Origin of the sequence: Mesorhizobium sp. L48C026A00, assembly GCF_000502375.1 — a bacterium.
GTDB lineage: Bacteria > Pseudomonadota > Alphaproteobacteria > Rhizobiales > Rhizobiaceae > Mesorhizobium > Mesorhizobium muleiense.
On record NZ_AYWU01000001.1, the window covers coordinates 114,410 to 136,123 of the forward strand.

Here is a 21,714-nt window from a genome sequence, read left to right on the forward strand (position 1 = left end):
CACTGAATGGACCCGGATCAAAAATGCAGCAGCCGCTAGTCGCCATATCGACCGATGTCCGCCAGTTCGACAACTACACCTGGCATGCCGCTCCGCAGCAATATCTGGAGGCGGCGCTTTCGGCGGCCGGCGTGTTCCCGGTGCTGGTGCCGTCCTTCGGCGACCGGCTCGATTTCGATGAACTCCTGTCATCGGTCGACGGCGTCATGATCACTGGCTCGAAGTCCAATGTTCATCCCTCGCTCTATGGCGGCGATGCCAGCGAAGCCAACGGCCCCTACGATCCTGCCCGCGACGCCACGACGCTGCCGCTGATCCGCAAGGCAGTGGAGCGCGGCGTGCCGCTGCTCGCCATCTGCCGCGGCATCCAGGAGATGAATGTGGCGCTGGGCGGCACGCTGGCCACAGAAATCCAGGAGCGCGAGGGATCGCTGGATCATCGCGCACCGGCGAGCGACAATCAAGACGAACGCTTCGCCATCCGCCAGACCATTTCGATCAAGCCCGGAAGCTGCCTCGCCGACGTGTTCGGGGCAGGCGACATCATGGTCAATTCGGTGCACCGCCAGGCCATCGACCGGCTCGGCCCGAAGCTGCAGATAGAGGCGGTAGCCAGCGACGGCACGGTCGAGGCGGTTTCGGTGCGCGACGCCCGCGCTTTCGCCGTCGGCGTCCAGTGGCATCCCGAATACTGGGTCAAGTCGGACAGCGTCTCAGCAAGGATATTCCGCGCCTTCGGCGACGCGGTGCGCCTGCACGCCGCGGCGAAATCCGGCGCGTGGGCCGCCGCGGAATAGTTCGTCGGACGTCAACGTCAATCGCTGCCGGCCGCCAGCGACAGCAGCGGCAGGGCTGGTGCGTAGGATTCATAACCGTCGCCGTCGGCGACGCCGAAAGTGACGATCGGGTCGATGCCGTTCGCGCTGAAGGTGACCGTGCCGTCATCCTGCTCACGCCAGAATTTCGCGCGCTCGATGCCGGGCAAGACACGGTGGCAATTCGCAGTGACCGTCAACAGCGACAGGCCATGCGCAACCTCAGTGCCGCGCTTGACCGCGCAGGACGCTTCGTCGCCATTGGCCACCAGCCGGTAGTCGCCGGGCGACTGCGCTGACTCATCGGCTGTGCGGCCTTCGCCTCCGCCACTGTGAAACAGCTGAACGCTGCCGAACAGCGCGACCACCGCTATCAATGCAGCAAGTGCTTTCATCTGCGTTCTCCGGGTGTTTGGCGATAGATAAAGATGATTTCAAAGCGTTAAACCGTGGTTAACAAATAGGAAAGCGTGCCGCTCAGCTGCGCGCCTTGAGCTTTTCCGTTTCCGGCACCGGCGTCAACGCCCTCCCCTTCGAAAACCAGGAAATCAGATTGTCGACGCACAGATCGGCCATGGCGCGGCGGGTATGTTCCGAAGCCGAGCCGACATGCGGCAAAAGTGAAGTGTTGGGGGCGGCGAGCAGCGCCAGCGGCACGTTCGGCTCGTCAGCGAAGACGTCGAGCCCGGCAGCGGCGATGGTGCCGCCGGCAAGCGCCGCGGCAAGAGCTGCCTCGTCGACCGTGCTGCCGCGACCGATGTTGACGAAGACGCCATTCGGGCCGAGCGCCGACAGGATCTCGGCGTTGACCGCCTTTTCCGTCGAGGCGCCGCCGGGCGCCACCGAGATCAGCGTATCGACCGCCTCGGCAAGGCCTTTCAGCGTGCCGTGGTATTCGTAGGGCAAGCCTTCGACCTGGCGCCGGTTATGGTAGGCGATCGGCAGCCCAAAGGCCTCCAGCCGGCGCGCAATGGCGAGACCGATGCGGCCCATGCCGAAAATACCGACACGACGGCCGCGCAAGGTCAGCCGGCTTAGCGGATAGTTGCCATTGCGTACCCAACTGCCGTCGCGCAGCCAGGTCTCGGCGCGCGGCAGCTCGCGGACGGTGTTGATCAAAAGCCCGATCGCCGTATCGGCGACCTCCTCGGTCAGCACATCCGGCGTGTTGGTGACCATGACGCCGCGCTGCGCTGCGTGACGGGCATCGACCGAATCATAGCCGACGCCGAAATTGGCGACGATCTCGAGATTCGGCAGCGCGTCGATGAGGGCTGCGTTGATCCCGCCAAAGGCGGCAATGCCGCGCACCGTCCGGCGCATCTCGTCGGTGACCAGCGACGCATCAGGCCGTTCGATCCAGGCACGGCTGAACGTCCGGTCGATGCGGCCGACCGCGTGGTCGTTGAATTGGCCCGGCACCAGAATGGCGACTGCTTGCTGCTGTTCGGCTTTTGTCATGCACGTTCCACTGGTTTGCCGGTCGACTGGCGCACATGCAGTTCCGGCTTGATCAGTTCCTGCGACGGTCGCACCATCTGCCCATTGAGCTTGTCGAGCAGCGCGCTGGCGGCGCGGCGGCCAACTTCACGCTGGCCATTCCACACGGTGGTCAGCGCCGGCGTCGCGATCGCTGCTTCCTCGAGATCGTCGTAGCCGGTCACGGATATGTCAATGCCCGGCACGAGTCCGGCGCGTGCAATGCCGTTCATCAGGCCGATGGCGACGAGGTCGTTCCAGCAGCAGGCCGCGGTCGGCTTGTCCTTCAGCGCCAGGAACTGCCCGGCGGCCTCGAAGCCAGCCTGTTTGGTGCGCGGGCCGGGAATGCGCCAGGACGGCCTGACCTCCAGCCCTGCCGCCTCCATGGCGTTGAGATAGCCTTGGTAGCGGTCGCGGCCGGTCGAGGTCTGGTCGGTGCCGCCGATCATGGCGATGCGTTTATGGCCGAGCGAGATCAGATGGTTGGTGGCTAGCCCGGTGCCATAGGCATCGTCGCCACGAAACACCGGCACGTCAGCGCCTTCGACGGTGCGTGCGATCAGCACCGCCGGCAGGCCGTTTTCCTCGGCCATGAAGATGTCTTCGGGCGGCGTGCCGATGGCCGGCGACATGATGACGCCGTCGGCGCCAAGCTGCAGCAGCGTGTCGATGAAGGTGCGCTGCTTTTCGAGCTGGTCGTAATGGTTCGACAGGATGAAGGTCTGCCGGCTGCGGTCGAGCTCGCTTTCGATCGAGCGCAGGATCTCGGCGAAGAAAGGATTCATGATGTCGTGGACGACGACGCCGACGATGCCCGAACGCGAGGTGCGCAGGCTGGCGGCGCGGCGATTGTAGATATAGCCGATGGCGCGGGCATGTTCCTTGATGCGATCGCGGGTGTTTCCAGCAACCAGCGGGCTGTCGCGCAGGGCCAGCGAGACCGTGGCCGTGGACACACCGAGCGCATCCGCGATCGTCGAAAGCTTGATCTTCTGTGCCAGCGCCTTGCGCTCCCCCGACGATCCAGAGCTGATCCATGATCTCCAGCGAAACCGGATGCCCGTTTTCGGGATCATGGTCTAAACAGTTTAAACGCGGCCTTATGCCACCCTTCCGAAACAAATCAAAGTTTTTTTGCCAGCGCATCCACCTCGACGTCGAGGGCAGCGCGGTTGCGCACGCGAAGCCGGTGCTCGCGATGAATGATATAAAAGCCGCTGGCGACGATGACCGAGCACCTAGGACACCGAGCGTCAACAGGATGAACCAGTGTCGATATGCATCAGGGATGCATGCGGGCACCTTTGGTGATCTTGTCGACAAGCTTCTTTTCGGCGTGCAGCGCGATTCCGACGACCTTGGCATCGTCGGGTGCGAATTCGGCAAAGACGGCGCGGTTCGCCGCGTCGTGGCCGGTCGAAAACATTTCGTCGACGTAGAGCGAGGTCGTCACACCGCGCTCCAGCGCCCGCCGGTGGATCGCAGTGAGCGTCGAGCGTTCGGCCGAAAGCACGATGATCGGCTGGATCGAGAGCGGATTATAGATATTGCCGGCGCGGTCGCGATAGGGTTCGCCGATGATGTCGCTATACTGCGCGACGATACCGCTGGTCAGGAACGCGGTTACGTTGAGCTTTTGCCAGACGGGAAGGTTATCCTGCAGCACGATTGCAAATTTCGTGTCGAACATGAGACATTTGCCATTCGAGGTTTGTGAATGAAGCGATGTCACACGGTCTAGATGGCGAGGCCTTTCAGGGTCTTGGACGTTTGTGCGTTGACGCGGCTGAGAACTGCGTCATCTCGGCGCCCGATTGCGTCGGAATGGAGCGTATCGAGGCCCGGTTCCACGGCAGCGCGTTCGATCTCCATCGTCACGATACCTACGCCATCGGCGTGACGCTGCATGGCGTCCAGACTTTCCGGTATCGCGGCGCCACGCATCACAGCCTGCCCGGCCAGATTATCGTGCTCCATCCGGACGAATTGCACGATGGCGGCGCCGGCACTGAAGACGGTTTGCGTTACAGGATGCTTTATCTGGAGCCGTCCATCGTGCTGGACTGCCTCGATCAAACAGGCGCATCGCTGCCTTTCGTCAGGAATGCCGTGGTGACGGATCCTGTTTTCCGCACGCGGCTGCTTTCGGCGCTGGGGCCGTTGGACCAGAAGCTGGACGATCTGTTTGTCGCCGACTTCGTTGCGCAATTGATGCAAAGCCTGGCACGGCATTCAGGCCTGCCGGCGAAACCGATCCCAAGGACAGCGTGGCGGGCTGTCAGCCTGGCACGCGACTATCTGGAAGAAAATGTTTTCCGTACCGTCCGTTCCGAGGAGCTGGAAGCGATCACCGGGCTCGATCGCTGTGCCCTGTCGCGGCATTTCCGTGCCGCTTTCTCCACCAGTCCGCACCGCTTTCTCTTGATGCGCCGGCTTCAGCGAGCACGCCGCATGATCGAGGCGAGCGAGTCATTGGCGCAGATCGCAATAGCGGCCGGTTTCAACGACCAAAGTCATTTCAGCAGGCACTTCAAGAAGGCGTTCGGTGTCACGCCGGGCCGCTGGTCGGCATTGGTGCATGGATTGTCAGCAGCCGCTGCCTGATGGCGTCAGCCGCGGATCATTCGTCGGCGTCGATCTCGTCATCGACGAGAACCATCTCTCCGTTCGAGAGGTTCGCCTCGACGCGGGCGAGCAGCTTGAACAGCGCCTTCTGGTCCTTTTTATCGAGCCCCTTCAGCGCCTGCTTCTCGGTCTTCTTCACCGATTTCTCGATGGCGTGAATGATTTCGCGGCCAGTATCAGTCAGAAAGATATGGGCCTGGCGGGCATCGGCGGAAGAAGCGCGCTTTTCCAGAAAGCCCTGCGCCTGCAGCCGGTTGATGGTCTTGGTGATGGTCGGCGGGCGAACACCGAGGCGACCGGCAAGATTGCCGGGCGTCTGCCCGTCCTCACGGTCGAGCGCCAGCATGATCTGGTCCTGGCCGGCATAGAAGCCGTGCGCCAAAAGCCGCGCGGCGAGTGCCGTACGCGCCAGCCGCGCCGCCGAATGCAGCCGGCTCATTGTCGCAGTCTTGTCCGCCTTGGCCATGGCTATCCCTCTTCGGCCGAACCGGTGTGGACAGCATAGAGGCAGCCGCCCGGTTGGCAATGGACGATCAAAAAGATCCGGCTTTGCAAAACAGCTTTGCCGGCAAGCAATGCGGTGTCCGCCGTGGCTAATGCCAGATGTTTATTTCAGTTAGATGACAAACGACTTTTCAGCGCAGGTGGTCGCGTTGGGCAGGAACGCCACACACCCGGTGCGGGACTCAATCAGCCCTCACCGCGACGATCATCAAGGCCTGGTAGGCGTCCGCCACCTCGCGCAGCGCCGCCTGCGAAAGCGGCCCGGCGCGCCGCGCGATACCGTCCCTGGCGTTCGACGTATCCCGCTTGCCGGACCGGTCGGTATAGGGCGCGACAGTGGTGAATATCTGTTCGCTCAGGCCGTCTGGGAAAAACAGCTGGCCGGTCATCACCGAATTGTCGTTGGGGAAGACTTTGAAATGGATGTGGGTGGTGCGGCCGCGATACCAGCCGGGATAGATGGTGGCGAACGAGACGATACCGCTGTCATCGGTCTTTTGCCAACCGCGCAGAAAACTCTGGCCTGACGTATCGACATCCTGGCCGTCGCCTTGTCCCGGATAGCCTGAATAATGGCCTTGCGCGTCGCAATGCCAGATATCGACCCGCGCGCCGGCAAGCGGCCGGCAGCCTGCGTCGATGACCTGCAGCCGCAGATTGAGGGCAATGCCCGCTTTGCCTTCGGTGATATCGGCGCGTTCGAGCTTCGGGTCAAAATAGAACGGCCCCTCGGTCGCTTCCGGTGTGATCGCGCAGACGCCGGCGCCGCTATCGAACAGGGCAAGCCCGGCATAGGGCGAGGCCTGCTGCGCCAGCGCGATGCCCGTCAGAAAGACACCGCCGCCCGCGCTAACGGCAATGAGGCCAAGCGCCTGGCGCCGGCTCAACGGCAAGGAGGACGGTTTGTCGGACATCCGGCGCCTCTTTTTGGTTTCTGTCGAGCAAGCTGGCTTGGTCTTATCTAGTCAGTGAGGCCAGCCAACGCCAATGAAAACCCAGCAATGTTGGGAAAACCCGGCAATGTTGGCGAACTGTTTGGCCCATCGGTTGCCACGTGCAAAAGCACGGCGTGCATCCTATATGGAGCCAACAATCCTTTTCGAGGCCCAACATGAGCGATGCACAGACGATACAAATCCCCGTAACCGTTCTCACCGGCTATCTTGGCGCCGGCAAAACGACGCTGCTAAACCGCATCCTTTCGGAAAGCCACGGCAAGCGCTACGCCGTCATCGTCAATGAGTTCGGTGAGATCGGCATCGACAACGAGTTGATCGTGGAATCCGACGAGGAAATCTACGAGATGAACAATGGTTGCGTCTGCTGCACGGTGCGCGGCGACCTGATCCGCGTCGTCGAGGGCCTGATGCGCCGGCCAGGCCGCTTCGACGCCATCGTGATCGAGACGACCGGCCTCGCCGATCCGGTGCCGGTGGCGCAGACCTTCTTCATGGACGACGACGTGCGCTCCAAGACCAGGCTCGACGCGGTGGTGGCGCTGGTCGACGCCAAGCACCTGCCGTTGCGGCTGAAGGATTCCCGCGAAGCCGAGGACCAGATCGCCTTTGCCGATGTCGTCGTGCTCNCTTCTTCATGGACGACGACGTGCGCTCCAAGACCAGGCTCGACGCGGTGGTGGCGCTGGTCGACGCCAAGCCCCTGCCGTTGCGGCTGAAGGATTCCCGCGAAGCCGAGGACCAGATCGCCTTTGCCGATGTCGTCGTGCTCAACAAGACCGATCTCGTCACGCCGGACGAACTGAGCAAGGTCGAGGCGACGATCCGCGCGATCAACCCGGCGGCCCGGATCCATCGCACCACGCGCGCCGGCGTGGCGCTGTCCGAGGTGCTCGACCGCGGCGCCTTCGACCTTTCCCGCGCGCTGGAGAACGATCCGCACTTCCTCGAGGCGCGTGACGACCACGACCATCATGACCATGGCCATGACCATGACCATGATCATCACGATCATGACGGGCATCATCACCATGATCACGCGCACCCGTCCGATATCCATGACGTGACGGTGCAGTCGGTGTCGTTGCGGGGCGGCGAGATGGACCCGAAAAAATTCTTCCCGTGGATCGAGAAGATCACCCAGATGGAAGGCCCGAACATCCTGCGCCTGAAAGGGATCATCGCGCTTAAAGGCGATGACGAGCGCTACGTCATCCAGGGCGTGCACATGATCATCGAGGGCGACCATCAGCGCGCCTGGAAGGACGGCGAGAAGCACGAGAGCCGGCTGGTGTTCATCGGCCGCGAGCTCGACGCCGAGCGGCTGAAGAAGAGTTTTGATGCCTGCCAGGCGGCTTGATTTCTAGGCCTTATAACGCTAGCGCTGCCGCTTCTCTCCTTCTCCCCTTGTGGGAGAGGGTGGCCGAGCGAAGCTCGGTCGGATGAGGGGTGTTGGACGGATCGCGACGTCATTCCGGTTTCCTCCNCAGCACCCCTCAACCGTCTTGGCGCTGCGCGCCAATCCACCTTCTCCCACAAGGGGAGAGGGAGAGCTGCACATACCGGCGCTGGCCGCTCCCGCGCGGGTAGACCACCAGCCGAAATCTCGAATGGAATCTCCCATGCCGACAGTCGCCCCGCTTGATCTCCAGGGACATTGCATCGCCGCCGTCTTCCTTGGCGACGTGCCGCATTTCGCGCTGGCCGACGGCACGATCCATCGGCTGGACCATGGCCACAAGACGGCGCTGGCCAATGACGGGCTTCTCGCCGCCTTCCACGATGCGGCCAACGACAGGCTGATCACCGGCGGCGAGGACGGCAAGATTTTTTCCGTTACCGCCGGCGGCAATGCGGCAGAATTGGCAAGCGCCGGGAAGAAATGGATCACCAGCGTCGCCGCCGGACCACAAGGCGCTGTCGCCTATGCCTCGGGCAAGATCGCCTTCGTGCGTTTCTCCGACGGCAAGACCAAGGAATTCCTGCATCCGCGTTCGGTCGAGGGGCTGGCGTTCTCGCCCAAGGGGATGCGCTTCGGCCTCGCCCGCTACAATGGCGCGACGCTGCATTTCCCGGCGGCGAACGGCAAGCCGGTCGAGCTGGAATGGGCCGGCGCCCATACCGGCATCACCTTCTCGCCGGATGGCGCCTTCCTCGTCACCACCATGCAGGAGAACGCGCTGCATGGCTGGAAGCTCGCCGATGGCAAGCACATGCGGATGAGCGGCTATCCCGGCAAAGTTAAAAGCCTGTCGTGGAGCGCCAAGGGAAAATGGCTGGCCAGTTCCGGAGCCCCGGCGGCGATCGTCTGGCCGTTTTCGGGCAAGGACGGGCCGATGGGCAAGGCGCCGCTGGAACTCGGCACGCGCGGCAACGCCATGGTGACCTCGGTCGCCTGCCATCCGAGCCAGGATGTCGTCGCCGTCGGCTATGACGACGGCATGGTGATGGCGGTGCGTTTCGCGGACGCCAAGGAGGTGCTTCTGCGCCGACCGGGCAAGGGCGCCATTACCTCGATGATGTGGGACAAGGAGGAACGCCGCGTCGCCTTCGGCAGCGCCGCCGGCGACTGCGGCGTCATCGATATTTCGGCCTAGGGCCGTAGGGGAGTAGGGCAGTAAGGGAGTAGGAACACATTCCCCTATTGCCCTCTGTCACTGAACCGCGCGGCCAATTGCGGTTCCGGCCGCCGATTGGCTAGAGTGACGCATGAGGGGGCATTCATGCATACAATCGACCATTCAAAGATGGCGATCGGTGGCATCAGCACTGCTCGCATCGCGGATCTGCGCGAGACCGAGGCCGAAGCCTTCCGCACGGGAAGGCCGAAATCGGCAGCCAAGGTCGGCAACGGCCTGCCGGGTTTCTTCGGCGGCGTGCCGATGCACTGGATGAACGACTGGCCGACGCCGTTCGCGATAATGGTCGACAGCGCCAGAGGCGCCACTATCACTGACATCGACGGCAATCGGCTCGATGATTTCTGCCTCGGCGACACCGGCTCGATGTTCGGCCACTCGCCGCCGCCGGTCGCCCACGCCATCCGTAGGCAGGCCGGACGCGGCCTGACCTACATGCTGCCTTCGGAAGATGCATTCGCCATCGGCCCGCTGCTGCAACAGCACTTCGGCCTGCCGTTCTGGCAGATTGCGACAACGGCGACCGATGCCAACCGCTTCGCGCTGCGCGTCGCCCGCGCCATCACCGGCCGGGGCAAGATCCTGGTCTTCAACGGCTGCTATCACGGCTCGGTCGACGAGACGATGGTGCGCCTGGTCGACGGCAGACCGGCCAACCGGCCAGGACTGGCCGGCGAATTCCGCGACCTGACCGGGGCGACCCATGTCGTCGAGTTCAACGATGTGCCGGCGCTTGAGACAGCACTCCGGGACCAGCAAATCGCCTGTGTCGTCACCGAGCCGGTGCTGACCAATTCCTGCATGGTGCTGCCCGATCCCGGCTTCCACAACGCGCTGCGGCGTCTCACCCGCGCCGCTGGCACCCTGCTTCTGATCGACGAGACGCACACGATCTCGACCCGTCCCGGCGGCTACACCAGGAAACACGGCCTGGAGCCGGACCTGTTCGTGCTTGGCAAGCCAATCGCCGGCGGCGTTCCAGCCAGCGTCTGGGGCATGAGCGATGGCGTCGCCACCCGCTATGCCGACTATGTCAGGACCAAGGAACCAGGCTGTTCCGGCATGGGCACGACGCTCTCGGCCAATCCGCTGCAGTTCGCAGCGATGCGCGCCACGCTCGAAGAGGTGATGACCGACGAGAACTATAGCCATATGGACCATCTGGCGCGGCGGCTCGACGCCGGGCTGACCGCCGTCATCGACCGTTACCGCCTGCCTTGGCATGTTGCCCGAGTCGGCGCCCGCGTCGAGTTCATCTGCGCACCCGGCCCGCTGAGGAATGGCGGCGAGGCGGAAGCAGCGCACGCACCGGCGCTCGAAGCGGCTGTCCATGTCGCGCTGGTCAATCGCGGCGTGCTGATCGCGCCGTTCCACAACATGATGCTGATCTCGCCGGCGACCAGCGCTGCCCAAGTGAACCGCCTGATCACCGCCTTCGGCGCGGTTGCGGCAAGGCTCGCGGCATGAGACAAGCTTGCACATGAGAGAAGCGCACAAGCAAACTTTGAACGCCATCATCGCCTCCCCTTCGGGCTCAACGCCCGCCGAGGCGCATACCTTTCTCGACGCCCATCCCGAGATCGAAGCGTTCGACATCGTGCTGACCGATGCCAATGGCGTCGGGCGTGGCAAGATCGTGCGCCGGCACGAGTTGATGAGCATCTTCGAGGGCGGCAGGCATATGCCGATCTCGATCCTCGGCCTCGACATCACCGGCGAGGACGTGCACGAGACCGGACTGATCTGGACGACGGGCGACGGCGACCTGCGGGCATGGCCGATCCCCGGCACGCTGGTGCCGCTGTTCGGCACACAGCCGCCGCGCGGCCAGGTGCTGATGGCGATGTACCATCTCGATGGCCAGCCGATGTCCTCCGACCCGCGCCTGGCGTTGGGCCGTCAGGTGGAGATACTGGCGGCCAAGGGCCTGCATCCGGCCGGCGCCTTCGAGCTCGAATTCTTCCTGCTTGCCAACGAGCGCGACGCCGACGGCAAGGTGCAGCCGGCGCACGCGGTGCTCGACGGCCGCCGCTCGGCCAAGACAGAGGTCTATTCCGTCGACCATCTGCACGGCATGGAGCCGCTGTTTTCCGATATCTATGCCGCGGCCAGGGTGCAAGGCATCCCGGCCGAGACGGTCATTTCCGAATATGCGCCCGGCCAGTACGAACTGACGCTTAACTATCGCAAGGACGTGATGCGGGCCGCCGACGACCTCGTCATGCTGAAGCGGCTGGTGCGGGCGCAGGCGCGCCGCCACGGCGTCACTGCCTGCTTCATGGCCAAGCCGATCGAGAAATACGCCGGCTCCGGCATGCATTTCCATGTCTCGCTGCAGGACAAGGCCGGCAACAACGTCTTTGCCGAAGCCAGCGGCGAGACCTGGTCCTTGCCGCTGCTGCGCGGACTGGGCGGCCTCATCCAGACCATGGCCGAATCGATGCTGGTGTTTGCACCGCACGCCAATTCATGGCGGCGTTTCGTTTCGCAATCCTATGCGCCGGTGGCGCCGACCTGGGGCGTCAACAACCGCTCGGTGGCATTGCGCGTGCCGGCTGGCGACGCGAAAAACCGGCGCATCGAGCACCGGCCGTCGGGCGTCGACGCCAACCCCTATCTGGTGGCGGCAACCGTGCTGGCCGGCATCGTCAAGGGTCTCGATGAGGGCCTCGATCCAGGCCCCGAAACCACCGGCAATGGCTACGAATCAGCAATCACGCGCACCACCATGCCGGTGGACTGGCGCGCCGCGATCGAGGCGGCAAGGGCCTCGACATTCCTCAAAGGGGCGCTGGGGGAAGACCTGCACCGAACATTCGTGGCGATCAAGCAATCCGAATATCTGCGGGTGGCGCGCACGGTCAGCGAACTGGATTATCATCTCTATCTGCACGAGGTGTGAGGCATCGCATCGCCGGTCATTCGCCCAGCGAAAGCCGGGTCCCGGCTATTTGAAGGAACCTTTCTGGGGCTTCGCTCATTCCGCATCTGATCGCAGCAGCGGGCAAGGCCGCATCAGCCATGATCGCCAGGATGCAGACAAATTCTCCACACCACGCCAAGGTGCAGGCAAGACGCTGGCCCAAGCCTGAATTGCCTGAGACGGCAGAAGACGATGGCGCAAGCACCATTCCCGAACTCAGCGAAGTGGCGAAGGCCTGTCGCCGCTGCCCGCTGTGGCGCAACGCAACGCAGACCGTGTTCGGCGAAGGGCCTGACAAGGCCAAGGTGGTTTTCGTCGGTGAACAGCCAGGCGACCAGGAGGATCTGGCCGGCAAACCTTTCGTCGGTCCGGCGGGAAAAGTCTTCGACGCCATCCTGGACGATGCCGGCGTCGACCGGCTGAAAGTCTATGTCACCAATGCGGTCAAGCATTTCAAGTTCGAGCCGCGCGGCAAGCGGCGCATCCACTCGAAGCCGAATACCGGCGAGGTACAGGCCTGCCGCTGGTGGCTCGACAGGGAGCTCGATCTGATCAAGCCCAATCTGGCGGTGGCGCTCGGCGCAACGGCGGCGCAGTCACTGCTCGGCAAGGTCGTGCCGATCATGAAGATGCGCGGCGCGGTCGTGGATCGGGACGATGGCTTGCCTGTGTTCGTCACCATCCACCCGTCCTTCATCCTGCGTATTCGCGAGCCGGCGGACAAGCAGGCCGAACGCGAGCGGTTCCTGCAGGACATGAAGGCAGTGAAAAAGCTGATGGCCGCCTGACCCCTATCTGATCAGGATTGCCCTCAAATCATTGACGTTCGTCCCGGTCGGGCCGGGCACGAAGAGATCGCCGACGGCGTTGAATGCCGTCCAGGCATTGTTGCCGGCAAGCATCGCCTTGGCATCGACGCCTGCCGCCCGCATCCGCGACACCGTCGAGCCGTCGGCAAAGGCGCCGGCATTGTCCTGCGAACCGTCGATGCCATCGGTGTCAGCGGCCAGTGCATGGGCGCCCTCCATGCCGCTGATGCCGATGGCGAAGGCAAGCAGAAACTCGGTGTTACGACCGCCCTTGCCCTTCGCCCGCACGGTCACCGTCGTCTCGCCGCCTGATAGAATCAGCACGGGCTTCGGGAAAGGCCGGTTGCGCGTCGCGACTTCACGGGCGATTGCCGCATGGACACCCCCAACTTCGCGCGCTTCGCCCTCGATGGAATCGGAGAGGATGGCCGCCTCAATACCATGGCGCCTGGCTTCGGCCGCAGCCGCTTCCAGCGAGACGCCGGCCGAGGCGATCAGATGCACTTCGTTGCGCGAAAAACGCGGATCATCGACGCGCGGCGCATCGGCGGCCGGCGAATTGATATGCGCCATCACGGCAGCCGGCAGTTTCATGCCATAGGCGGCGATCGATGCCAGCGCCTCTTGGCGGTTGCCGGAATCGGGAACGGTCGGGCCGGAAGCGACAAGCGCCGGATTGTCGCCGGGAATGTCGGAGACTACCAAAGATACCAGCTTTGCCGGATAGGCAGCTGCCGCCAGCCTGCCGCCCTTGATGGTGGAAACATGCTTACGGATGGTGTTCATGGCGGCGATCGGCGCGCCGCAGGCGAGCAGCGCCTCGTTGACGGCGATCTCGTCGGCCAGCGTCAGACCTTCGGCGGGCGCCGGCAGCAGCGCCGAGCCACCGCCGGAGATGAGCGCCACGACCAGATCGTCCGCGGTCAGCCCCTGCACCTTTTCGAGCAGCCGGCGCGACGCTTCGAGCCCTGCGGCATCCGGCACCGGATGCGCCGCCTCGATGATCTCGATGCGCTGGCATGCCGCGCCATAGCCGTAGCGGGTGACGACCAGCCCTTCGATCGGCCCGTCCCACACTTCTTCGAAAGCCGCCGCCATCTGCGCCGAGCCTTTTCCTGCACCAATGACGATGGTGCGCCCCTTCGGCATTGCCGGCAGATGATCCCTAATCGTCCTCTGCGGATCAGCGGCGGCAACGGCGGCATTGAAGATGGCGGCGAGGAAGGATTTGGGATCGAGCGCCGTCATTTTGCTTCCGGCGGCAGTGCCAGCTCGCGCCCGTCGACGCCGAGGTGGCCGCACAGCGCATCGACGACGACGCCGTGATCCTCACGCTCCGGCAGGCCCGAGACCGCGATCACACCGATGACGCCGGCACCTTTGACCGTTATGGGAAAGCCACCACCGGCCAGCACATAGTCCGATATGTCGAGCCCCTCGCCCGGCTTGAAGCTGCGGTCGGGACGCTGCTGCTCCAGCACCATGCGGTAGGTGCTTTTCAGGAACCGCTGCACCACGTTGATCTTGCGCCGCGCCCAATCCGGATTGGAGGCGTTCGAGCCCGGCATTGCCGCGTAGAACAGCGGCCGGTCGAAGGTCCTGATGTCGACGATGATCGGCAAGCCCTGGGCCAGTGCCCGGTCGCGGATCGTCGAGCCGATCTTGAAGGCGACAGCTTCATCGAAGACCGAGAAGACAAGCTCGGCTTCCTGTTTCTGGATCAGAGCGATATCGTCTGCAACGGCCATGTCGTTCCCCTATCAACGTCGCGGCACGCTTTGACCGATGGCTGCCGCTGGGTCAAGCGGGACGTGTGGGATAGCTAAACCGCCATATCGGTCTTCATCGCCCGCCCGGCTACGTAGACCTCGCGCACGGCGCGGTCGTCGCCCAGCGTCTGCAGCAGAAACAGCTCCTCCGCCAGCGTGTCCGCCGTCTCCATCCGCAGCCGCATGGCCGGCGTGGCGCGGGCATCGAGGACGACGATGTCGGCATCGCTGCCTTGGTCGAGCGTGCCGATCTTTTCCCCGATCGACAGCGCCTCGGCATTGCCGCGGGTGAGCTGCCAGAACGACTGGAACGGATTGAGCTTCTCGCCGTTCAGCGCGATCACCTTGTAGCCCTCATCCATGGTGCGCAGCATCGAATAGTTAGTGCCGCCGCCGACATCGGTGGCGGTGGCGATGCGGAGTGCTTTTTCGCGGCGGCGGTAACGCTGATAGTCGAACAGGCCCGAGCCGAGGAACAGGTTCGAGGTCGGACAGAACACGGCGACCGAGCCCGTTTCCGAAAGCGCATCCGCCTCGCGTTCCGAAAGATGGATGCAGTGGCCGAACAGACTTTTGCGCCCGAGCAGCCCATGGTGCTCGTAGACATCGGTATAGTCGCGTGCCCGCGGGTAGAGTTGCAGCGTAAAGGCAATCTCGGCGTGGTTTTCCGACAGATGCGTCTGCATGTGCAGATCAGGATGTTCGCGGCAGAGCGCGCCCGCCATTTCCAACTGTTCGGGCGAGGAGGTGATGGCGAAGCGCGGCGTGATGGCATAGTGCTGGCGCCCCTTGCCATGCCACTCCTTAATCAGCGCCTTGCTGTCGTCATAGGCCGATTGCGGCGTGTCGAGCACGCCCTCCGGTGCGTTGCGATCCATCATCACCTTGCCGGCGATGTTGAGCATGTTGCGGTGATGCGACTCGGCGAAGAACGCCTCGGCCGATTCCTTGTGCACCGAGCAATAGGCGGCGACGGTCGTCGTGCCGTGGCGCAGCATCTCGTCGAGGAACAGCCTGGCGATGCGGCGGCCATGCTGGGCGTTCTGGAATTTGGTTTCCTCGGGAAAGGTGTAAGTATTCAGCCAGTCGAGCAGTTCGGCGCCGTAGGAGGCGATGACCTGCATCTGCGGAAAATGCGCATGCGGGTCGATGAAACCAGGCAGCAGCAAATGCGGACGGTGGTCGATCTTTTTTGCGCCTTCATCAGCCTTTTTCTCGACGTCGGCATAGGCGCCCGCGGCAACGATCCTGCCGTTGCGAAGCAGCAGGCCGCCGTCGTCCTCGTAGCGCCAGGCGGAATGGTCGTCGACGGTCTCAGGCCAGCGCAGGAAGGACAGCGTGCGGCCGCGCAGGAGGGTGCCGGTCATGCTTATTTCCCCGCCTCCTCGAACCATGCCACCAGCAGCGTCCGCTCCTTGTCGGTGATATGGGTGACGTTGGCGGGCGGCATCGCGTGGCTGCGGCCGGCCTGCAGGTAGATCTCGCGGGCCTGCCCGGCGATACCGGCGTCCGTGTCGAGCATCACACCTTTCGGCGCGTGATAGATGCCCTCGTAGGACGGCTCCTGCGCATGGCACATCGAGCAACGGCCAAGCACCGTATCGCGCACTGCGGGAAAATGCGCCGAGGCGATATAGACCTGTGCCGTCGAGGACGCCTTGACGTCGCCGGTCAGCACTTTCGGCGCCGTTGACAGCCAGATAATGACGACGAACAGGACGGCGGCAGCCAGCCAGATCCAGGTCGGGTTGCCCTTGCGCGCATGCATGGTGTTGAAATAGTGCCGGATCAGCACGCCGATGATGAAAACCAACGAGGCGATCACCCAGTTGAACTGGGTAGCAAACGCCAGCGGGTAGTGGTTCGACAGCATCAGGAAGAGAACGGGCAGCGTCAGGTAATTGTTGTGCAGCGAGCGCTGCTTGGCGATCTTGCCGTATTTCGGATCTGGCTTCCTGCCGGCGATCAGGTCGGCGACGACGATCTTCTGGTTCGGAATGATGACCATGAAGACATTGGCCGACATGATCGTCGCGGTGATGGCGCCAAGATGCAGGAAAGCGGCGCGGCCGGTGAACAGATGGGTAAGACCCCAGGCGATGAACACCAGCACGCCATAGAGCACCAGCATCAGGCCGGTGTCGCTCCTGCCAAGCGGCGAACGGCATAAGAGATCGTAGACCACCCAGCCGACGCCGATCGTCGCCAGCGACAGCAAGATGCCTGTAGGCACCGACATGGCCAGCACGTTGGGATCGATCAGGAAGAGGTCCGCGCCGGCATAGTAGACGACGCACAGCATGGCAAAGCCCGACAGCCAGGTAGCGTAGGATTCCCATTTGAACCAGGTCAGGTGCTCAGGCATTTCGGTCGGCGCCACGAGATATTTCTGGATGTGGTAGAAGCCGCCGCCATGCACCTGCCATTCTTCGCCGAAGGCGCCGACAGGCATGCCCGGACGCTGGCGCAAGCCGAGATCGAGCGCGACGAAATAGAAGGACGAGCCGATCCAGGCTATGCTGGTGACGACATGCAGCCAGCGCACGGCGAAACTCAGCCAGTCCCAGAAAATCGCAAAATCGATCATTGAAAAGTCGTCCCTGCCGATTGGGTGACTTTACGGACTGGAGCGCAAACGGAAAGGGCCGAGCGGCACGATGACTTTCAAAAAAAAATGGAAAATACTACAGCGCCGCGCGTCCCTTCGACGCGCAAAGGACGCTGTAGAACTTTTATCTGGTGCATGATCCTTTCCGAAAATCGATTCCGATTTTTCGGGGTCATGCACTAGGGTTATCCCTGCGCAGCCGCATGAGAGCCCCAAAGCCGCATGGCCTATCTCGACAACATCTCCGTCTTCGTTCGCGTCGTCGAGCTCGGCAATCTGTCGGCGGCGGGGCGCGACATGCGCATTTCGCCAGCGGTCGCCTCCAACCGCATCAAGGAGCTCGAAAAACATCTCGGTGTCAGGCTGTTCAATCGCACGACGCGGCAATTGATGCCGACCGAGCACGGCACGGTGTTCTACTCCGGCGCCAAGCAGGTGCTTGAGGCGGTCACCGAGGCGGAAGCCGCTGTCAGCGCTTTGTCCGGCCAGCCGCGTGGCACCATCAAGGTGACAGCGCCGCTTGGCCTCGGCCGGCGGCTGGTGGCGTCGGGAATCCCCGATTTCCACGACAAATATCCTGACATCGAGGTTCGGCTGAGGCTTTCGGACCACAATGTCGACATCATGAAGGAAGGCATCGACGTCGCGTTCAGACTGGGTATCATCGAGGATTCCAGCCTGAGAATGCGCGGCATCATGGAGTGCGAGCGGGTGCTGGTGGCGGCGCCGAAATATCTGGAGACGCGCGGCGAACCGACCGAGCCGCAGGAACTGATCGCCAGCAAACACGACTGCCTGATGCTGCGCTACGCCGGCGCGCGCGAATATGTGTGGACGCTGCAGACGGCCGACGGTCCGCGGAAATTCGAGGTGCACGGACCCTATGACACCGACGATGGCGACGTGCTGACCGGCTGGGCGCTGTCGGGCCGCGGCATCATCAACAAGCCGCGCTTCGAGGTCGAGCCATTCATCCGCGACCGGCGTCTGAAGGTGATCCTGCCCGACACTCCACCGACGCCGGTGCAGTTCGCCGCCGTCTACCCGCACAAGAAGCTGCAGGACCCGAAGGTGCGGCTGCTGCTCGATTTCATGGCCGAGCGCTGCCAACGGCTGATCAAGGAAATTCTGGCCGGCAAATGAGCGTTGCTCGAATTCTGGCCGTCAGCCGGCCATTGCCTTGCCACGAGAGACGGGGTGCGGCGCGGCTCGCGCGCCAGCATGGGCGGCCAGTGCCATCATGATCTCGGCCGCCGCCAAGGCCGCAATGACTTGCGGACGCTTGTCCTTGACCGCATCGCCGCCGATCGGCGAGACGAGGCCGGCAAATTGCGCCTCGCTGCCGTCCGCCGCCTTCAGGAACCAGTTCCTGAATGTCGCCTTCTTGGTCTTCGAGCCGATCATGCCGACATAGGCGGCATCCCGGCGTTTCAGTGCCTCGGCGACGATCAGGAAATCCAGTGCGTGGTCGTGAGTGAGGACGACGAATGCGGCGCCAGCCGGAGCCTTGCGCACCATTGCCTCGGGCATTGGCGTCAGGCTGGTTTCGACCGTGTCCGGCATGCCCTCCAGCGCCTCGGCCCTCGTCTCGACAACGACGACACGGACCGGCAGCAAGGCCACCGCCGAGGCCAGCGCCTGGCCGACATGGCCGCCGCCGAAGATGTAGACATGCGGCAGCTGCGCCTGCTCGGCGTCCGCCGCCGCGACCAGCTCTTGCGCCAACGCCGTGTCGACCAGCCGGATCAGCACCTCGACCCTGCCGCCGCAGCACTGCCCGATCGCGGGCCCGAGCGGGACATCGAGGGTAGCGCGGACATCCCTCCCCCTTAAGGGGAGGGTGGCGGCGAAGCCGTCGGGTGGGGTCGCCGCGCCAGTGCTCGACATTTTCTTAGGTCGCGTGCTTCCTCTACCGACCCCCTCTGGCCGCTCCGCGGCCATCTCCCCCTCAAGGGGGGAGAAAAGCAGCTGCCGTGCCTTATCGATCGCGATGAATTCGAGCTGGCCGCCGCCGATCGTGCCAAAAATCGCCGCGCCCGAGACGAGCATGAAGGCGCCCTTCTCGCGGGGCGTCGAGCCTTTGGTCCCGGCCACCTCGACCAGCGCGACACGGCCGGCGCCGCCAAGAAATGCTTTCAGGGTTTGCACTTTCGAGGTCATGTTTTTGCTTTCCCTATCGGGAAACATAGGGTTTTTCGGCCCGGATTGCACGCCTTGTACGAACCCCGGGACCGAGTTCAAGCACCAGCCTTGGCTTCCCTCTTCAGCCGTTCGATCGCCATCAGCACCCGCTCCGGCGTCGCCGGTGGGTCGAGGCGCGGGCAGATCCGGTGGTCGGCAACGCTTGCCACCGCATCCGACAGCGCATGCAGCACCGAGATGCCGAGCGGCAGCGGCGGCTCGCCGACCGCCTTGGAGCGGTGCACCGTCGGCTCGCTCGCTTCCGGCCAATCGGCCAGCGTCACATTGAAGATCTTCGGTCGGTCCGAGGCGAGCGGAATCTTGTAGGTCGACGGCGCATGGGTGCGCAGCCGGCCGTTTTCGTCCCACCAAAGCTCCTCCGTCGTCAGCCATCCCATGCCCTGGATGAAGCCGCCTTCGACCTGGCCAAGGTCGATGGCGCGGTTCAGCGAGCGTCCGGTCTCGTGCAGGATGTCGGTGCGCTCGACGACATATTCGCCGGTCAGCGTGTCGACCGAGACTTCCGAGCACGCGGCGCCATAGGCGAAATAATAGAAGGGACGACCCTCGCCCTTGTCGCGATCCCAGTGGATTTTCGGCGTCTTGTAGAAGCCCGCCGCCGAAAGCTGGATGCGCGCCATATAGGCCTGCCTGACGAGATCGGCGAAGGCGATCTCCTGGTTGCCGATGCGCACCCGGTTGGGCAGGAACAGCACCTGGTCGCGCGGCACCTGGTATTTTTCGGCGGCGAAGTTGGTCAACCGCTCCTTGATCTGCCGGGCCGCGTTCTGCGCCGCCATACCGTTGAGGTCGGAACCGGACGATGCGGCGGTCGCCGAGGTGTTCGGGACCTTGCCGGTCGTGGTCGCGGTGATCTTCACCTGGTCGAGGTCGATCTGGAATTCTTCCGCCACCACCTGCGCCACCTTGACGTAGAGACCCTGCCCCATCTCGGTGCCGCCATGGTTCAGATGCACCGAACCATCGGTGTAGACATGCACCAGCGCGCCGGCCTGATTGTAGTGGGTGGCGGTAAACGAGATGCCGAACTTGACCGGCGTCAGCGCCAATCCACGCTTGATGAAGCGGCTGTTGGCGTTGAAAGCTTCGATGGTGCGGCGACGCCTTGCATAGTCGCAACTCGCCTCCAACTCGGCGACGATGCGGTGGACGATGTTGTCCTCGACCGTCTGGTGGTAGGGCGTGACGTTGCGGTCGCTGGTGCCATAAAAGTTCTTCTTGCGAATCTCGAGCGGGTCCTTGCCGACGGCAAAGGCGACCTCTTCGATGACACGCTCGGCGCCGACCATGCCTTGCGGACCGCCGAAGCCACGGAAGGCGGTGTTCGACACGGTGTTGGTGTAAAGCGGCGCCGATTGCGCATGCACCGCCGGCCAGAAATAGGTGTTGTCGCAGTGGAACAGCGCGCGGTCGGTGACCGGGCCTGAAAGGTCCGCCGAGAAGCCGCAGCGCGCCGCGAACATGAAATCGACGCCGAGAATATTGCCGTCGTCGTCGAAGCCGACCTCATAATCGACGAGGAAGTCGTGGCGCTTGCCGGTGGCGATCATGTCGTCGTCACGGTCGGGCCGGATTTTCACCGCGCGATGGTGTTTTTTCGCAGCAATCGCCGCGAGCGCGGCAAACTGGTTGCCTTGCGTTTCCTTGCCGCCAAAGCCGCCGCCCATGCGGCGGATCTCGACCGTGACGGCATGGCTCGGCACGCCGAGCGCATGGCTGACCATGTGCTGGATTTCGCTCGGATGCTGGGTCGACGAATAAATCGTGACGTCCTGATCCTCGCCGGGAATGGCCATGGCGATCTGGCCTTCGAGATAAAAATGGTCCTGGCCGCCGATGCGCATTTTTCCTTTCAGCCGGCGCGGCGCCGCCCTGATCGCAGCCGCGGCATCGCCGCGCCTCAGGGTCAGCGGCGGCGTGACCAGCTTGTCCTTCCTGGGATCGAGGACGCCGATGTCGGTGACGAAAGGCAATTCCTTGTATTCGACCTTGGCCTGCCTTGTGGCGCGGCGCGCCTGCTCGCGGGTTTCGGCGATGACGCAAAAGATCGGTTGGCCGAAGAACTGCACCTTGCCGTCGGCCAGCACCGGTTCGTCGTGGCGGCCGGTCGGCGAAATGTCGTTTTCGCCCGGCACGTCGCTCGCCGTCAGCACGTCGACGACGCCGGGTGCTGCGCGCACCGCCGCCAGGTCCATGCTGCTGATGGTGGCATGCGTGGCCGTCGAAAGCCCGAGGCAGCCATGCAGCATGCCGGATGATTCCGGCATGTCATCGATATAGACGGCCGTGCCGCGGACATGCTTGTGCGCGGAATCATGGCGCTGGTCGGTGGCAACGCCACCAGCGATTTTCTGTGCCCTGAGGTTGGGAGCGTGGCGAGTCATG

19 protein-coding genes and 3 pseudogenes are annotated in these 21,714 nt (G+C 63.7%); 9 read left to right on the top strand and 13 right to left on the bottom strand.

What is annotated here, in order from left to right:
* Positions 1-23 precede the first annotated feature (23 nt).
* Positions 24-797, top strand: a complete 774-nt coding sequence (locus X738_RS46105; RefSeq protein WP_023796810.1) for a gamma-glutamyl-gamma-aminobutyrate hydrolase family protein — start codon at positions 24-26, stop codon at positions 795-797.
* Between the two features lie 17 nt (positions 798-814).
* On the opposite strand, the gene X738_RS0140325 is transcribed toward X738_RS46105, so the two are convergent.
* The 5 genes and pseudogenes from X738_RS0140325 to X738_RS46120 all read right to left on the bottom strand — a co-directional run bounded on the left by X738_RS0140325 (position 815) and on the right by X738_RS46120 (position 3,984).
* Positions 815-1,210: a hypothetical protein gene (locus X738_RS0140325; protein ID WP_031254017.1), complete on the bottom strand. Its 396-nt coding sequence runs from the start codon at positions 1,208-1,210 to the stop codon at positions 815-817.
* Positions 1,211-1,292: 82 nt separating this feature from the next.
* A complete protein-coding gene (locus X738_RS46110; protein WP_023796811.1) occupies positions 1,293-2,276 on the bottom strand; it encodes a 2-hydroxyacid dehydrogenase in 984 nt (327 codons plus the stop codon).
* The gene (locus X738_RS46115; RefSeq protein WP_023796812.1) at positions 2,273-3,295 is read right to left on the bottom strand and encodes a LacI family DNA-binding transcriptional regulator; all 1,023 of its coding nucleotides are present in this window, start codon (positions 3,293-3,295) and stop codon (positions 2,273-2,275) included. Before X738_RS46115 ends, X738_RS46110 begins: the two co-directional genes overlap by 4 nt.
* 122 nt (positions 3,296-3,417) lie before the next feature.
* Positions 3,418-3,528, bottom strand: a pseudogene (locus X738_RS86730) (EamA/RhaT family transporter); the annotation flags it as partial.
* 48 nt (positions 3,529-3,576) lie between these two features.
* Positions 3,577-3,984, bottom strand: coding sequence for a DUF2000 family protein (locus tag X738_RS46120; RefSeq protein ID WP_023796813.1), 408 nt, complete (start codon positions 3,982-3,984; stop codon positions 3,577-3,579).
* 35 nt (positions 3,985-4,019) lie between these two features.
* On the opposite strand from X738_RS46120, the gene X738_RS46125 reads away from it, so the two are divergent.
* A complete protein-coding gene (locus tag X738_RS46125) occupies positions 4,020-4,898 on the top strand; it encodes an AraC family transcriptional regulator (protein WP_023796814.1) in 879 nt (292 codons plus the stop codon).
* Positions 4,899-4,914: 16 nt separating this feature from the next.
* Here the strand turns inward: X738_RS46125 and X738_RS46130 are convergent, their stop codons facing one another.
* Positions 4,915-5,385 carry a MarR family winged helix-turn-helix transcriptional regulator gene (locus X738_RS46130; protein ID WP_023796815.1) on the bottom strand — a complete coding sequence of 157 codons (471 nt, stop codon included), beginning with the start codon at positions 5,383-5,385 and terminating at the stop codon, positions 4,915-4,917.
* Between the two features lie 220 nt (positions 5,386-5,605).
* Positions 5,606-6,337, bottom strand: coding sequence for an intradiol ring-cleavage dioxygenase (locus tag X738_RS46135; protein WP_023796816.1), 732 nt, complete (start codon positions 6,335-6,337; stop codon positions 5,606-5,608).
* 197 nt (positions 6,338-6,534) lie between these two features.
* Here X738_RS46135 and X738_RS88275 point away from each other — a divergent pair.
* The 6 genes and pseudogenes from X738_RS88275 to X738_RS46155 form a co-directional block, all read left to right on the top strand.
* A pseudogene (locus X738_RS88275) lies at positions 6,535-6,996 on the top strand (CobW family GTP-binding protein); the annotation flags it as partial.
* Positions 6,997-7,010: 14 nt separating this feature from the next.
* Positions 7,011-7,739: pseudogene (locus X738_RS88280) on the top strand (CobW family GTP-binding protein); the annotation flags it as partial.
* Between the two features lie 262 nt (positions 7,740-8,001).
* Positions 8,002-8,976 carry a WD40 repeat domain-containing protein gene (locus tag X738_RS46140; RefSeq protein WP_023796817.1) on the top strand — a complete coding sequence of 325 codons (975 nt, stop codon included), beginning with the start codon at positions 8,002-8,004 and terminating at the stop codon, positions 8,974-8,976.
* A 126-nt stretch (positions 8,977-9,102) separates the two neighbouring features.
* Positions 9,103-10,485 (top strand): aspartate aminotransferase family protein, encoded by a 1,383-nt coding sequence (locus tag X738_RS46145; protein WP_023796818.1) that lies wholly within the window; start codon positions 9,103-9,105, stop codon positions 10,483-10,485.
* A gap of 13 nt (positions 10,486-10,498) precedes the next feature.
* Positions 10,499-11,920, top strand: a complete 1,422-nt coding sequence (locus X738_RS46150; protein WP_051407679.1) for a glutamine synthetase family protein — start codon at positions 10,499-10,501, stop codon at positions 11,918-11,920.
* An 86-nt stretch (positions 11,921-12,006) separates the two neighbouring features.
* The gene (locus X738_RS46155; RefSeq protein WP_280806757.1) at positions 12,007-12,729 is read left to right on the top strand and encodes a UdgX family uracil-DNA binding protein; all 723 of its coding nucleotides are present in this window, start codon (positions 12,007-12,009) and stop codon (positions 12,727-12,729) included.
* A gap of 3 nt (positions 12,730-12,732) precedes the next feature.
* On the opposite strand, the gene X738_RS46160 is transcribed toward X738_RS46155, so the two are convergent.
* From X738_RS46160 to X738_RS46175, 4 genes are all read right to left on the bottom strand, one after another.
* Entirely contained in the window at positions 12,733-13,998 is a 1,266-nt protein-coding gene (locus tag X738_RS46160; RefSeq protein ID WP_023796821.1) for a glycerate kinase type-2 family protein, read from the bottom strand.
* The gene (locus X738_RS46165) at positions 13,995-14,498 is read right to left on the bottom strand and encodes a heme-degrading domain-containing protein (RefSeq protein WP_023796822.1); all 504 of its coding nucleotides are present in this window, start codon (positions 14,496-14,498) and stop codon (positions 13,995-13,997) included. Before X738_RS46165 ends, X738_RS46160 begins: the two co-directional genes overlap by 4 nt.
* A 74-nt stretch (positions 14,499-14,572) precedes the next feature.
* Positions 14,573-15,886 carry a guanine deaminase gene (gene guaD, locus X738_RS46170; RefSeq protein ID WP_023796823.1) on the bottom strand — a complete coding sequence of 438 codons (1,314 nt, stop codon included), beginning with the start codon at positions 15,884-15,886 and terminating at the stop codon, positions 14,573-14,575.
* Positions 15,887-15,888: 2 nt separating this feature from the next.
* Positions 15,889-17,106 (bottom strand): urate hydroxylase PuuD, encoded by a 1,218-nt coding sequence (locus X738_RS46175; RefSeq protein WP_023796824.1) that lies wholly within the window; start codon positions 17,104-17,106, stop codon positions 15,889-15,891.
* A gap of 243 nt (positions 17,107-17,349) precedes the next feature.
* Here X738_RS46175 and X738_RS46180 point away from each other — a divergent pair, with 243 nt between their 5' ends.
* A complete protein-coding gene (locus tag X738_RS46180; RefSeq protein ID WP_023796825.1) occupies positions 17,350-18,270 on the top strand; it encodes a LysR family transcriptional regulator in 921 nt (306 codons plus the stop codon).
* A gap of 21 nt (positions 18,271-18,291) precedes the next feature.
* Here the strand turns inward: X738_RS46180 and xdhC are convergent, their stop codons facing one another.
* The gene (gene xdhC / locus X738_RS46185) at positions 18,292-19,287 is read right to left on the bottom strand and encodes a xanthine dehydrogenase accessory protein XdhC (RefSeq protein WP_023796826.1); all 996 of its coding nucleotides are present in this window, start codon (positions 19,285-19,287) and stop codon (positions 18,292-18,294) included.
* A 77-nt stretch (positions 19,288-19,364) separates the two neighbouring features.
* Positions 19,365-21,713, bottom strand: coding sequence for a xanthine dehydrogenase molybdopterin binding subunit (xdhB, locus tag X738_RS46190; protein WP_023796827.1), 2,349 nt, complete (start codon positions 21,711-21,713; stop codon positions 19,365-19,367).
* Between the last annotated feature and the right edge of the window lies 1 nt (position 21,714).